At 70.6% G+C, this 13,930-nt stretch carries 13 protein-coding genes and 1 pseudogene; 7 read left to right on the top strand and 7 right to left on the bottom strand.

The window, feature by feature from the left end; all coding sequences use genetic code 11:
* Positions 1-91: 91 nt before the first annotated feature.
* Positions 92-685: a TetR-like C-terminal domain-containing protein gene (locus tag SH922_RS37220; RefSeq protein ID WP_393062943.1), complete on the bottom strand. Its 594-nt coding sequence runs from the start codon at positions 683-685 to the stop codon at positions 92-94.
* Positions 686-909: 224 nt separating this feature from the next.
* Complete coding sequence (locus tag SH922_RS37215; protein ID WP_393062942.1) at positions 910-1,140, bottom strand: hypothetical protein; 231 nt, start codon at positions 1,138-1,140, stop codon at positions 910-912.
* A 626-nt stretch (positions 1,141-1,766) separates the two neighbouring features.
* Between SH922_RS37215 and gndA the strand changes: the two genes are divergently transcribed.
* Positions 1,767-3,206, top strand: a complete 1,440-nt coding sequence (gene gndA, locus SH922_RS37210) for an NADP-dependent phosphogluconate dehydrogenase (RefSeq protein ID WP_393062941.1) — start codon at positions 1,767-1,769, stop codon at positions 3,204-3,206.
* A 249-nt stretch (positions 3,207-3,455) separates the two neighbouring features.
* Here gndA and SH922_RS37205 read toward each other — a convergent pair whose 3' ends face one another.
* Entirely contained in the window at positions 3,456-4,067 is a 612-nt protein-coding gene (locus SH922_RS37205) for an endonuclease (RefSeq protein WP_393062940.1), read from the bottom strand.
* Positions 4,068-4,371: 304 nt separating this feature from the next.
* The gene (locus SH922_RS37200; RefSeq protein WP_393062939.1) at positions 4,372-4,809 is read right to left on the bottom strand and encodes a VOC family protein; all 438 of its coding nucleotides are present in this window, start codon (positions 4,807-4,809) and stop codon (positions 4,372-4,374) included.
* Between the two features lie 306 nt (positions 4,810-5,115).
* Here SH922_RS37200 and SH922_RS37195 point away from each other — a divergent pair, with 306 nt between their 5' ends.
* Positions 5,116-5,442, top strand: coding sequence for a plasmid stabilization protein (locus tag SH922_RS37195; RefSeq protein ID WP_393062938.1), 327 nt, complete (start codon positions 5,116-5,118; stop codon positions 5,440-5,442).
* Positions 5,443-5,642: 200 nt separating this feature from the next.
* Positions 5,643-6,014: a VOC family protein gene (locus SH922_RS37190; RefSeq protein WP_393062937.1), complete on the top strand. Its 372-nt coding sequence runs from the start codon at positions 5,643-5,645 to the stop codon at positions 6,012-6,014.
* Between the two features lie 72 nt (positions 6,015-6,086).
* Here SH922_RS37190 and SH922_RS37185 read toward each other — a convergent pair.
* From SH922_RS37185 to SH922_RS37175, 3 genes and pseudogenes are all read right to left on the bottom strand, one after another.
* Positions 6,087-6,337: pseudogene (locus SH922_RS37185) on the bottom strand (cysteine hydrolase family protein); the annotation flags it as partial.
* A 165-nt stretch (positions 6,338-6,502) separates the two neighbouring features.
* Entirely contained in the window at positions 6,503-7,198 is a 696-nt protein-coding gene (locus SH922_RS37180; protein ID WP_393062936.1) for a type 1 glutamine amidotransferase domain-containing protein, read from the bottom strand.
* Between the two features lie 206 nt (positions 7,199-7,404).
* Positions 7,405-8,343, bottom strand: a complete 939-nt coding sequence (locus SH922_RS37175; protein ID WP_393062935.1) for a MerR family transcriptional regulator — start codon at positions 8,341-8,343, stop codon at positions 7,405-7,407.
* Positions 8,344-8,839: 496 nt separating this feature from the next.
* Here SH922_RS37175 and SH922_RS37170 point away from each other — a divergent pair, with 496 nt between their 5' ends.
* The 4 genes from SH922_RS37170 (at position 8,840) to SH922_RS37155 (ending at position 13,900) form a co-directional block, all read left to right on the top strand.
* Positions 8,840-9,913 (top strand): Dyp-type peroxidase, encoded by a 1,074-nt coding sequence (locus SH922_RS37170; RefSeq protein WP_393062934.1) that lies wholly within the window; start codon positions 8,840-8,842, stop codon positions 9,911-9,913.
* Complete coding sequence (locus SH922_RS37165) at positions 9,910-10,707, top strand: family 1 encapsulin nanocompartment shell protein (RefSeq protein WP_393062933.1); 798 nt, start codon at positions 9,910-9,912, stop codon at positions 10,705-10,707. The genes SH922_RS37170 and SH922_RS37165 overlap by 4 nt, the downstream gene beginning before the upstream one ends.
* 88 nt (positions 10,708-10,795) lie before the next feature.
* Positions 10,796-12,433 carry a PucR family transcriptional regulator gene (locus SH922_RS37160; RefSeq protein ID WP_393062932.1) on the top strand — a complete coding sequence of 546 codons (1,638 nt, stop codon included), beginning with the start codon at positions 10,796-10,798 and terminating at the stop codon, positions 12,431-12,433.
* A gap of 105 nt (positions 12,434-12,538) precedes the next feature.
* A complete protein-coding gene (locus tag SH922_RS37155; RefSeq protein ID WP_393062931.1) occupies positions 12,539-13,900 on the top strand; it encodes a diaminopimelate decarboxylase in 1,362 nt (453 codons plus the stop codon).
* Positions 13,901-13,930 lie beyond the last annotated feature (30 nt).

Genomic DNA, 13,930 nt, shown 5'->3' with positions numbered 1-13,930 from the left:
GGTTTCGGGCGGACGAGCATTTCGCACCCCTGCCCACTGGTCCGCACCACGTGATCCTGAGGTGTTGATCGTGAGTTCGAGTCCCACGGCATCACGCGCCGCGTCCTGCCCCGCCGGTTGCCGACGGCCAGCTGGCGAGCAGGAAGTGCAATGCCTCGACCGCGCGCTCCCAGGACGACTGCACGGAGCGTGGTGCGCCGAATCCGCCGTCGGCCTCCAGCGCGGTGAACCCGTGGAAGGTGCTGCGCAGCAGCCGTACCGCGTCCGTGAGGTCGGGTTCGGTCAGGCCGTAGGCGCGCAGCATCGACGAGGTGGTCTCGATGGTCCGGTGGTACGCGGGCGCTTCGGCTACGACGGCCGGGTCGACGCGCATCTGCGTCGCCTCGTACCGGCCCGGGCACTCCAGCGCGAAGGACCGGTAGGCGTCGGCGAACGCGGTCAGGGCGTCCTTCCCGGCCCGGCCGGCCACCGCCGCCTCGATCCGGTCGATGAACTCACCGGCAGCCAGCAGCGCGACCCGGGTGCGCAGATCCTGGAGGTTCTTGACGTGGGAGTACAGGCTGGCGTCCTTGACACCGAAGCCACGGGCCAGCGCGGAGATGGTCACGTTGTCGAAGCCGATCGAGTCGGCCAGGTCGGCCGCCGCCGCCACGACCCGGTCGGTCGTGAGTCCTGCGCGTACCATCCCCACCTCCATCGACGTACTGCCTAGACCCCTTAGCTTTCTCCGGAATATACACAGGCGGGCGCCCGGTAGGGAAAGGCGGCGGCCCGCGGTGGCCACGGATTTCCGTGAGCACCGCGGGCTATTGCACCGCGCCGACAGCGGGGAGTGGGACAGCGCGGGCATCCGAGGGAGAGCGCTCTCCTCGATGGGCATGATGCGGCCACCGAGAAGAGCGCTCCGGGTCAGGGGAGTTCGTAGTTCGCCGCCGCCATCGCGTGCCCCTGCATCGCATGGGTCACGGCGGCGGGCCGTTCGGCCGCGCGGGAAGCCGCGCCGGCCGGGCCTGCGTCCGTGATCACGTTGAATCCCGTGACCACGAGCGCCAGGGATGCGGCGAAGGCCAGCAGGGACACCAGCCTTGTCTTGCGGAGCGCTGTCGGACGGGGTCTTGCCGAGAGTGGTCTTGTCGTCATGCGGACCTCCATGCCGCTCTGCGTCCGCACACATCGGATGTGCGGCGTGAGGAGAGAGTGGAGCTGGATGGCGCACGCGGAGAGGCCCCCTCGCGGCGGTACCCGGAACAGGCGGGAGAGCGCTCTCCAAAGCACTGTCAGTGTTGCGCCGCCGCTCAAGCAGTGTCAAGGGTTGGTGAACAACGGCAGCAGAGCGGCCTGTTGGTGTTCGGACGCGGAACACAGCCCGGTGAATGACGGGACTGCAGGTTCGCGGCTGACAGACGGGGCGACGTCGTGAACGCGACACAGCTGCGCCGCGAGCCGCGCTGGGGCGGACAGCGCCCGCAGCAGGTCCGCGGCGCCCCTTCGCATCGGCGCCTCGGGCTCGTGTGTCCTTCAGTGTCCGGGGTACGTGACAGCGGGTCGGGGCTCGGCATCGCGACAGCGAAGCGGCGCCTGATCCACCCGCACGGGCGGATCAGGTCCGGCGCGAGGGGGGTCGGGTGCCGTCCGGCCGTTGAACAGGCCGTCCCCCCGTCCCGTATCCATACTGGACATCGCAGCCTCCCGGCGCCCCACCCCGCCCCGGCTTCCGGCCCGCGGATCGGTCCCCGGCTTCCCCGACACACTGCAGGAGCAGACAGATGAGCGGCACTGCGCAGATCGGCGTCACCGGACTCGCGGTGATGGGTCGCAACCTGGCCCGCAACTTCGCGCGCAACGGCTACACCGTCGCGGTGCACAACCGCACGGGCGCCCGCACCCGTGAACTCGTAGATCAGTTCGGCGACGAAGGAAAGTTCATCGCGACCGAGAGTGCCGAGGATTTCGTGGCAGCTCTGGAACGGCCACGACGTCTGGTCGTCATGGTGAAGGCCGGAGAGGCGACGGACGCAGTGATCGCGGAGTTCACGCCTCTCCTCGAACCCGGCGATGTGATCATCGACGGGGGTAACGCGCACTTCGCAGACACACGCCGCCGGGAGCGCGAGTTGCGGGAGCAGGGCATCCACTTCGTCGGCACCGGCGTCTCCGGTGGCGAGGAGGGAGCGCTCAACGGACCGAGCATCATGCCAGGCGGCAGCAAGGAGTCATACGACTCCCTTGGACCAATGCTGGAAAAGATCGCCGCGAAGGCCAAGGACGGCGCCCCGTGCGTCACGCATATTGGCCCTGACGGCGCCGGACACTTCGTAAAAATGACACATAACGGCATCGAGTACGCAGACATGCAGCTCATCGGCGAGGCGTACCAACTGCTCCGCGACGTGGCCGGGTACTCCCCCGCGCAGATCGCGGACATCTTCCGCGCGTGGAACACCGGGCGCCTCGACTCCTACCTCATCGAGATCACCGCAGAAGTGCTCTCGCACGTCGATGCCGCGACCGGTAAGCCCTTCGTGGATGTCGTGCTCGACCAGGCGGAGCAGAAGGGCACCGGCCGCTGGACCGTACAGATCGCCCTCGACCTGGGCGTCCCCGTCTCCGGCATCGCCGAGGCCGTCTTCGCCCGCTCCGTCTCCGGCCACGCAACCCTCCGTGACGCCTCACGCCACCTCGCCGGACCAACCGCCCGCAAACTCGGCAAGGACGAGGCGGCGGCGTTCGCCGACCAGGTCGAGCAGGCCCTGTATGCCTCGAAGATCGTCGCCTACACCCAGGGCTTCCACGAGATCGCGGCCGGCAGCGAGCAGTACGACTGGAACATCGACCTCGGCAAGGTCGCCGCGATCTGGCGCGGTGGATGCATCATCCGGGCCGCGTTCCTCGACCGAATCACCAGCGCCTACGAAGCGCAGCCTCAGATGCCGAGCCTCCTCTCGGACAAGAGCTTCGCCGAAGAGATCGCCGCCGCACAGAACGACTGGCGCACCGTGATCGCCACCGCTGTCACCCAGGGTGTCCCCACCCCTGCCTTCGCCACCACCCTCACCTACTACGACTCCCTGCGCGCCGAACGCCTGCCCGCCGCCCTCACCCAGGGCCAGCGCGACTACTTCGGCGCACACACCTACCACCGCACGGATCGCGACGGCGCCTTCCACACCCTCTGGGGCGGCGACAAGACCGAAGTCGAAAGCTGACCGACACGACGAAGCCGATGACGGCCCGGACTCGCCCCGGGTGCGGGTTCTCGGCGACGACCAGAGCCCCTGCGTCGAGGCAGCGCGGACCAAGGTGCCGGCGTCGACGGCGTCCGGGAAGACTCCTGGCGGCTACGGTGGCGTGGGGATTTCGGTCGTGTGTGCCGGTCGGTGAGAAGGCCGGCCGGACGCGGTGACGTGAGTGGTGGGCACAGTGACACGTGCAGTGTGGAGTGGCGACCGGGCTCCTCAATTGGCCAGTTCGACCCGGACCAGTGCTGCCGCAAGCCTCGGCAGATCATCGTCGCCGACCAGTGCGGCCAGCCTCTCGGGTGTCTTCGGGAGACCGAGACCGGCGGCGGCTTCACGGGCACGCGTATCGAATGCCGGGCGCAGTTCGGGCCATACACCTTGCGCCTCTCGACTGAAAATGTCTGCCCCCACTGGACCGATCCGGGGGAACTCCTGCAGCAGCCGGCGAATCTGTTCCGGGTCCCCATCAGCCTTCTGACGCAGTCGCCGCAAGTCGCCGCGGTACTCGCCGAGTACGAGCTCCGCCCCCTCCCCCAGCACCGTGGCCGTGCTCTCGTCGTAGCGGCGGTAGTGAGCACGGCCCAACGCATCCACCCTGCCTTGCCACGAGGAGTCCGCCATCGCCTGCGGCGTACGCATTCCGGCTCCGAACAGTTCCCGGGCCGCGGCCACCGCGATATCCGCTCTGATGCGAACCGAGAACAGCACACAGAGCGTCAGCAACTGATACAGCGGCATAGGCGTATTACGCAGCCGGATCCCGGCTTCGTCGGCATACGTCCGGCCGTACTCCGCCAGAAGACGCTGCGCCGTCATCGCCCGGGGCATCGCGGCCCTCCGATGGAATTCTCCCGGCTGCGAAGGCTCCCTTCGCACCGGCTGCCGTCTGGCTGGTGACCTATATCCGTGTCGCGCTGCCGGCCACCGAACGGCCTTCCATTTTACTCGTTCAGGCGTGATCATCACGCTGACATGAACGTCTTGCAGCCGGTTGCCGGACTTCTGCCTGCTTGCCTCTCCTGACTTGATCTTGCGTAAAGGGTTCGTGGACGGAGCCGGTGGCCCCTGACGCCTTCCAGAGCGGGTGATGGGCGGGCCCGTGGCCCGTGAGGGCAATTGACCCGATCGGCCGTCAGTTCTTCTTCAGCTCCTCGGCGAGCATCACAAGGATGCCGCTGGGACCGCGGAGGTACGTGAGCTTGTAGACGTCCTCATAGGTCGCCACACCACGTAGTGGACGGCATCCGTGCTTTGCGGCTGTCTCGAGGGCCTTGTCGATGTCGTCGACCGAGAAGGCGACGCGATGCATGCCGATCTCGTTGGGACGAGTGGGCTCCGACTCGATCGCTTCGGGGTGGATGTACTCGAAGAGCTCAAGCCGACCCTGACCATCCGGCGTCTGGAGCATCGCGATCCTGGCGTGATTGCCATCAAGGCCGACGGCCGTGTCGGTCCACTCACCACTGACCGTGTCACGGCCGAGGACCGTGAGGCCGAGGTCGGTGAAAAAGGAGATTGCTGCTTCGAGGTCGCGAACGGCGATGCCGACGTTCTCAAGTTTGATGGCCATGCGTTGCATGCTACTGAGCCGGGCCGATCGGGTGCTTGCGCAAGGACGCAGCCGAGTACCAGGTCACCGTCGAGGTCGACCGTGACCTGTCCACCGGCAGGCGCCGATGCCGTCGCTCACCGGAGGCACCCGCCGGTAGGGCGCCCGGGGTCACCCGAGCGCGCTACCCGATGGGCGTGCGCGTGTCGGCGATGCAATGTTTCGGACGTGGCCCATGGGCAACAGGAATTTGCGGCGGAGTAGTACCACGGCCGCCCGGGCCCCGGGCGGCCGGCCCGGCACCGACGCCACGAGGAGGAGAACGCCATGCCGGCAGGATCCAGCCGCAAGCGCGAACGTCAGTACGAACACGTGAAGGAGAGCGCCGAGAAGCGCGGCGAGTCCGAGAAGCGCGCGAAGGAGATCGCCGCCCGCACGGTGAACAAGGAGCGCGCTCGCTCGGGTGAGTCGAAGACGGCGAGCAAGACATCCACACGCGACCCGAAGTCGGCCTCCCAGCGCGGTGGGGAACGCTCGCACCAGGGCGCGCAGGGCCGCACCAGGGACCAACTGTACGAAGAGGCCAAGAAGAAGAACATCGAGGGCCGCTCCGCCATGAACAAGGAACAGCTCCGCAAGGCCGTGAGCCGCTGAACCCGAGGGCCGGGGACGCAGCGGGTCACTTGGCGCGCGAAGCGGGCAGAACCTCTTCCCTCGCCCGGCGGATGAAGGGCTGCTGATGGGCACCCCTCATCTGTACGAGTGCGATCTCGGTGAGCCCTGCCCCGGTGAAGGCTGGTACCGCCCCGGTGAATTCCGCTACGTCGTTGGCGCATGGAATCGAGGAGAGAAGCATGGCTGTCGCAACGTACTGTCTGGTAGCCCTCGACTGCCCCGACCCCGAGGCACTTGCCGCCTTTTACCAGGGGGTTCTGGGCGGAGAGGTGAAGAAGGGGGCCGACAACTGGTACGACCTCTACGTCCCGGGCGGAGCTCGCATCGCCTTCCAGCTCGCCCCCGACTACCGGCCGCCCGAGTGGCCCCGGGGCGACCACAACTCCCAGCAGGAACACCTCGACTTCGAAGTGACGGACATGGAACAGGCGCAGCGGGAAGTGCTCGCGCTGGGTGCGGAAGCGCTGGACCTCAACGACCGGAACGGGGAACGCGGCTTTCGGGTCTTCGCAGATCCGGCCGGGCACCCGTTCTGCCTGTGCCGCCAGTGAGCCGTGACCGGGACACCGCCCGGACATGGTCTCGATGCCGTCCGGATCAGAATGCGACCGGCTCGCTGTGCGTACGTGGGCGCCCATGTTGCGTTCCATCATCCGAAGCGCGGCCTGCGCAAGGTCCGGATGGATATGGGCCACTCCGTCCTCAGGAACGGTGAGGCTCAGATGCCGGATGGCACGTCCAGGGCGGCGTGGAGAACGCATTGCTCCGTCACCTGACCGCGGAGGACGAGATGGCCGACGCCCCGTTGGTGGAGCAGATACGAGAGCGGCGTCTCGTAGAAGATCGAGTGCCTGGCCTTGACCACGAACAGAGAGGTTGCCGACGAGGCTCACCCGCCTTCGGAGACGCGGCGACGGAGTGCCGGGACGCCGGACACGGCACCCGTCGCCGGACGGCGGCGGATGCCTGATGCCGATGCTGATGCCCGTGCTCTCGCGCTGCCGACGGGCGGCCGGGTCGTCCGGAGCACCCGAACGCGTCAGCCGATCCTCTTGAGCAGTTCGTCGGCGAGCGGGCCCGACGACGCCGGGTTCTGGCCGGTGACCAGACTGCGGTCGACGACGACGTGCGGGGCCCACGGCTCGCCCTCCTGGAAATCGGTGCCGATCTCCACGAGGCGGTCCTGGAGCAGCCACTTGGCCTTGTCGGCAAAGCCTGCCTGGCTCTCCTCCGTATTGGTGAATCCGGTGAGCCGGTAGTCGGCGAAGGGGTTGGTGCCGTCGTCCTTCGTGGCAGCGAGCACGGCGGCCGGGGCGTGGCAGACGATGCCGAGCGGCATGCCCGAGTCCAGCGCCCGGGTCAGCAGCCGGCCGGAGTCGGCGTTCACCGCCAGGTCCTCCATCGGGCCGTGCCCGCCCGGGTAGAACACCGCCGCGTAGTCCGACGGGTCCACGTCCTCCACCTTGAGCGGGTGCCGGAGCTCGGTCATGCCGGCGACGGCCGCCGCCATCCTGTCGGCGTTCTCCTGGCCGTCGTTGAACTCGGGAGCCAGGCTGCCCCGGTCCACGGTCGGCACCACTCCACCGGGGGTGGCGACGACGATCTCGTGCCCGGCGGCCCTGAACCTCTCGTACGGGGCGACGACCTCCTCCGCCCAGAAGCCGGACGGGTGCGCGGTTCCGTCGGCCAGGGTCCAGTGGTCGGATCCGGTCACGACGAAAAGGATCTTTGCCATGTCACATCTTTCGCAGGGCCGGGACGCTCCGCGCCCGGGAGGGTTGTGCGGTGCGGCGGGCCCTGACCGGGGCCCGCCGCACCGCCGACAGGTTCGACGGTAGGGCCGCACCCCCGCAGGGCTCCCCCGGGATCGCGCGCATGGGCCCGAGGGAATCCCATGGGATGACGGGAATGGGGCAGACGGCCGTCCGTCCCCCACCCGGATCAGGCTGCGATCCGGGCACGCAACGCCATGCGGAACCAGTCCAGTTCGGGTGACAGCGGCTCCGGGGCCGGCCATCGGTTGATCACGGCGAGCAGATGGAGGTACCGCTCCCTGCGCGGATCGTTCACCGTGTCGAGCCGGGCGACCAGCCGCTCCCGGAGAGCGGCGTCGTCCGGCCGTCCGCAGAGCCTCGCGTACTCGGCCGTCACCGCGTCGACGACGAGGCCCGCCCGTGCGGAGCCCGGGTCGGCGCCCGCCGCGCGCGCCGGGGCGGCGTGGCTGCGGATCACCGCTTCGGCATCACGGACAGGGACGCCGGCGGTGCGGTCCGCCCGGTCCGCCGTATGGTGCTCGGCCGTACGCTGCATGACGGCCCGGAAACCTGGGTCCTGGGACAGTTCGGCCAGTTCGATCCACGCCTCCGTCTCCTCCTCCGAGGGGGCCTCGGGCAGATGCGGCGTCATCGATCTCCTGACGCCCGCCAGGTGTGTCTGCGTCCCCGCGCCGTTGAACACCTCGTCGAGGAACTCACGGGTCAACGCCTGCCGTTCGTCCTCGGACAGCCTGGCCAGTCGGTGCATGCGATCCATCTCCTCAGGGGTCGATTCACGTCTGGCGGCGGCCGTGAGCACCGCGCGCCTCACACTCAGCACCCGGATCTGCACCGCAAGCGCCTCCGCATGCGCTGCCGCGAGCTCGGCCAGCGGTGTGTCCCGGTCCACCGCCCTGCGGATCGTGGACAGATCGATTCCGAGCGAGCGCAGCGTCCGCACCAGATTCAGGCGGGCCACGGCCTCGGGGCCGTAGCGGCGGTATCCGGCCGCGTTGCGGCCTGCCGGCGGCACGATCCCGCGGTCCGAGTAGGAGCGGACGGTCTTGACCGTGAGTCCGGTCCGCCGGGCCAGCTCACCGATCGAGAGATGTGTGTCGCCGTTCATGCGCCCCACTCTCCCGTCTCCCCCGGGGGGAGACTCAAGCGGCCGCCCCGTCCGTCCGGTCCGACCCGGTCGGGTCCGGTCCCGTCCGGTCCCGTCCGGTGGGTGCGTCTCACGGGACCCGCCGTCCCCGCCCCCCGTCACGCCGAACGGCGCCGGCTTCCCGGGCCGGGACCGTTCATGACCGTGGGCATGCCGGACACCACCACCAGCGCCTCCCCGCAGGAGCCCGGTTCCGGGACCGGGATCACCCGGCAGTACGGCTGGGCCAACATGTTCGTCCACCCGGACGACGGACCGCGCACCGACGGGAACTTCGCCGGCGAACGGACACGCTCATCGGTTTCCGGAGGCGCGGGCCGGTCGGCCGTCGCCCGGTCGGGTGACCCGGGGTGCGGCGGGACCCCGGGTGTGGGTAAGTGGCAGCGGGTCCCGCTGTCCTCATCGGCGACGGGGTGCCACCGTGCCGTACCGCCGAACCAGCTCATGGAGCCGCCGCATGCCCGACGCCAACGAGGAACGGGCCGCGGTGCAGCCCGTCGTCGCCCCGCTGACCGGTGCGGCCCTGGTCCTGGTCGCCACGATCGAGCCCGGCGGTGAGGCCGTCGTCCGTGAGGCCCTGCCGGATCTGGCGGCCTTCGCCCGCTCCATCGGGTTCCGCTACCCGGATGCCGGGCTCGTCTGTGTGACCGGGTTCGGCTCCGACGCCTGGGACCGGCTGTTCTCCGGCCCGCGGCCGGCCCTGCTGCACCCCTTCCAGGAGTTGCGCGGCGCTCGCCATCACGCCCCCGCCACCCCGGGCGACCTGCTGTTCCACATCCGGGCCGAGCGGATGGACGTGTGCTGGGAGTGGGCGTCGCAGCTGCTGGACCGGCTGGGCGGGGCGGTGAAGATCGTCGACGAGACGCACGGGTTCCGCTACCTCGACCACCGGGATCTGCTCGGGTTCGTCGACGGCACGGAGAACCCGGTGGGCGACGATGCCCGGTCGGCAGCCCTCGTGGGGGACGAGGACCCCGAATTCGCGGGCGGCAGCTACGTCGTCGTACAGAAGTACCTGCATGACCTGACTTCGTGGAACGCGCTGACGACCGAGGAGCAGGAACGGGTGATCGGGCGGACCAAGTTCACCGACGTCGAGCTGGCCGACGACGTCAAGCCCGCCGACTCGCATGTCGCGCTGAACACCATCACCGACCCGGACGGCACGGAACGCGACATCCTGCGCGCCAACATGCCGTTCGGCAGCTTCGGGCAGGGCGAGTTCGGCACGTACTTCATCGGGTACGCCGCCGACCCGGACGTCACCGAGCGGATGCTGCGCAACATGTTCCTCGGTGACCCGCCCGGCACCCACGACCGCATCCTCGACTTCTCGACCGCGGTCACCGGCACGCTCTTCCACGCCCCCGGCGCCGACTTCCTCGGCGCCCCGCCGCCGTCGCCCGCCTCCGCCGAGGCCACGCCCCAGCCGGAGCCGGCGTCCGCGCCGGTGGCCAGGGCCGTGGTCGCGCCGGTGGTCCGGGACGGTTCGCTGCGCATCGGCAGCCTGCAAGAAAGCGCCCAGAGATGAACAACCTCCATCGCGAACTCGCCCCTGTCACCCAGGCCGCCTGGGACCAGATCGAAGAGGAGGCCCGGCGCACCTTCAGCCGCCATCTGGCCGGCCGCCGCGTCATCGACGTCAGCGGTCCGCAGGGGCCGCAGCTGGCGGCGGTCGGCGACGGCCATCTGCGCGACATCGATCCGCCCACTCCGGACGTCATCGCCCGCGCCCGTACGTCGGTGCCGGTCATCGAGTGGCGGGTGCCGTTCACCGTGACGCGGGCGGCTGTCGACGATGTCGAGCGCGGCTCGGACGACAGCGACTGGCAGCCCGTCAAGGACGCGGCCCGGACCTGTGCGTTCGCAGAGGACATGGCGATCATCGACGGCTACGCCGCGGCCGGGATCGCCGGTCTGCGGGACGGCTCCTCGCACACCGCGCTGCCGTTGCCTGCCGATGCCCGCGACTATCCGGCCACGGTGAGCCATGCGCTGACCCAGCTACGGCTGGCGGGTGTCGACGGGCCGTACCGGCTGCTCCTGGGCGCGGACGCGTTCACGGAGGCGACGGAGACGTCCGACCACGGATATCCCGTCTCCACGCACCTGGCCCGGCTGCTGGACGACCAGATCCTGTGGGCCCCGGCCGTCGCGGGCGGGGTGCTCCTGTCCACCCGGGGTGGTGACTTCGAACTGTGCCTGGGCGAGGATCTGTCCATCGGCTACCACGACCACGACGCGACCGACATCCGGCTGTACTTCCACCAGTCGTTCACGTTCCGGATGCTGACCCCGGAGGCCGTGGTCCCGATCATCGCCTGACCTGCGGCGGGTCCTCGGAGTGCTGCGGGCGGGCCGGACGGGGCTTCGCGGGCACCACCCGGACCCACCGCTCGTATGCTCGGCTGCCATGACGAGCCGTACATCCACCTCATCGGAGTCCACTGTCCCGCTGCGCGAGGTCCTGGCCTTCGACGACAGCGGAACCCTGCGCGCGGTGCTGGCGCCGGCGGGCCTCGACGTCGGGGTGCGGGGTGTGGCGGTCGGCGACGAGGGTGCCTCGCAGCCGTTCGACGGCTGTCTGGTGCTGGTGGTGGGTGTGCCGGCGGCTGCCGCCGAAGCCGCAGGACCGGTGCGTGAGGCCGCCGGGCGCGGCGCGTCGGGAGTGGTCCTGCGTGACACGCAGGGGGCGGCCGTCGCCCCGGAGGTGCTGGCCGCCGCCGAAGAATCGGGCATCGCTTTGCTGACCCGCGCCGAGTGGGCCGACTGGGCGGACACCGCGGCGCTGTTGCGCTCCGCACTGGCCTGCGTACGGGCGGGCCTCGACGAAGGGGCGCCGGGCAGCACCGCCGGTGGCGCGGAGAGCCTGACCGCGCTCGCCGCGGCGGTCGCCGAGTACACAGGGGGATCGATCACCATCGAGGACACCCGGTTCCGGGTGCTGGCCCACTCCGCCACCGGCCCGGAGGCCGACGGGCTGCGCCGGTCGACGATCCTGGGCGGCCGGGTCCCCCAGTGGCGGGTCGCCGAGCTGCGCAGGAGCGGAATGCTGCGGGTCCTGTGGACGTCCCGGGACGTGATCCACCGGGCCGAGGACGCCGACGGCCCGGAGCGCCTGATCATCGCAGTCCGCAGCGGTCCCGAGGTGCTCGGCTCCATCTGGGCCGCCGCGGACGGGCACACGCTGTCTCCGCACGCCGCCGACGCGCTGCGCCGGGCGGCGGAGGTCGCCGCCCCCCTCCTGGTGCGGCACCGGCTGCGCGAGAGCGGAGCGGCCCGCCGCCGGGAGCTCGCGCTGCGCGGTCTGCTGCACGGGGACGGGGATGCCCGCACGCATGCCTGGTCCCTGGGCCTGTCGCCCGATGCGGCCTGCGCGGTGGTCGTCGTCGAGCGGCACGGTGCGGCGTCTGCCGTGGGCGACCGCACGCTCGAGGTCCTCGCGCTGCATGCCGTCTCCTACCGCCCTTCGGTGCAGGTGCTGCGCGACGGTGACCGGCTGCTCGCGCTGCTGCCCGTCGGCACAGGTCAGGAGGGCGACGCGCTGCGCCTGGCCCGGGAGCTCGCGATGCTGGCCCCGTCGCTGCCCGGCGGCGTCCCGGTCCTGGCCGGTGCGGGCCCGGTGGCCACCACCGCACTGCGGGCCCATGCCTCGTGCGAGGAGGCGGCGCTGATCGTACGGGTGCTGCGCGAGCGCGCGGCGGCCCGCGACGACGGGGCGGGTCCGGGCCGGTACGCGGACGCGGCGGCCGTGGGCCCTTCGCTGGACGTCGCGCGGGTACTGGACGCGGTCCGGCCGGTGTGGGAGGCGGGCGGCGGGCCGGTGCACGAGCTGGTGCGGGACGATCTGGCGTCGGGCGGTGAGCTGGTCCGTACGCTGGCCGCCTATCTCGACGCGTCGGGCGATGTGGCCAGGGCGGCCGCCCGGCTGATGGTGCATCCCAACACGCTGCGGTACCGGCTGCGGCGCGTCCGGGAGCGGTTCGATGTGGACCTGGACGACCCCGACACCCGGCTGCTGATCACGCTCGCGGTCCGTCTCACCGGATAGGTTGGCCCCGGCCCATAGGGTTCGTTGGCCACCCGGACAAGAACCCGCACCGATGTTGTCCTGCCGGACAGAGACTGTGGGGCGACCATCACCGACTCTGATCCCATGAGCCTTTCCCCGTCCCCCAGCACCCCGTCCTCCTCCGCGCGTGTCGCGGCCGCGGTCCGCCACGCCGTCGCCGACGGTCTGCTCGGCGAGTCCTGCCCGGTCGCCGGATTCGTCGACACCGACGGGGTGCGCGACTCGGTCGCCGCCCTCCACGAGGCGTTCGCGGGGGTTCCGGGAGTGCTCCACACCTTCGCCGCGAAGGCCGCGTCGCTCGTGCCCGTACTGCGGCTCCTCGCGGAGTGCGGCATGGGCTGCGAGGTCGCGAGCCCGGGCGAGCTCCGGATCGCGCTCGACGCCGGGTTCGCGCCGTCGAAGATCGTCCTCGACTCCCCCGCGAAGACGCGTGACGAGATCCGGTGGGCGCTGGCGCTCGGGGTGGCGCTCAACGCCGACAACCTCGACGAGGTGGACCGGATCGCTTCACTGCGGCCCTCGGACGCGGTGTCCGCCATCGGGCTCCGGGTCAATCCCCAGGTCGGCGGCGGGTCCATCGGCGCGATGAGCACGGCCACGGCGACCTCCAAGTTCGGCGTGGCGCTGCGCGATCCCGGCGCGCGGGAGCGGGTCGTGGAGGCGTTCGCGGCGCACCCGTGGCTTACCCGTCTGCACGCCCATGTCGGTTCGCAGGGCTGCTCCCTGGAGCTGATCGCAGCGGGCATCGGCGAGACGTACCGGCTGGCCGAGGAGATCAACACCCTGCTCGGCCGCCACCAGATCACCGGCCTCGACATCGGCGGCGGACTGCCGGTCAACTTCGCCGACGACACGGTCCGCCCCACCTTCGCCGCCTACGTGGCCGCGCTGCGCGGGGCGGTGCCGGGGCTGTTCGACGGGCGGTACGAGCTCGTCACCGAGTTCGGCCGCTCGCTGCTGGCCAAGAACGGCTTCATCGGCGCGCTGGTGGAGTACACGAAGGACGCCGGGGGCCGCCGGATCGCGCTCACCCACGCGGGCGCGCAGACCGCCACCCGCACCGTCTTCATGCCGGACGCCTGGCCCCTGCGGGTCGGCGCGTTCGACGCCGATGGAGTCCCGAAGACCGGACCGGCGCTCGTCCAGGACATCGCGGGCCCGTGCTGCTTCGCGGGAGATGTCGTCGCGCACGCCCGGGAACTGCCCGAACTGCGGGCAGGCGACTACGTCGTGCTGTACGACACCGGCGCGTACTACTTCTCCACGCCGTGGGCCTACAACAGCCTGCCGCGGCCCGCGGTCTACGGGTTCGGCACCGGGGCGGGCGCGGGGCAGGACGTGCCCGCGGTCCGCTTCGCTCCGGTACGCGACGCCCAGTCACTGGACTCGATCGCCGCGGAGAGCGGGCTGGCGCATGCCGACGCCCTGCTGCGCCTGCACTCCTGACCCTCGCTGACGGCCGTCGAGCTGGCCCCC

This window comes from Streptomyces sp. LN549 (assembly GCF_043203805.1).
GTDB lineage: Bacteria > Actinomycetota > Actinomycetes > Streptomycetales > Streptomycetaceae > Streptomyces.
This window is presented reverse-complemented; position numbering and strand designations above follow the sequence as displayed.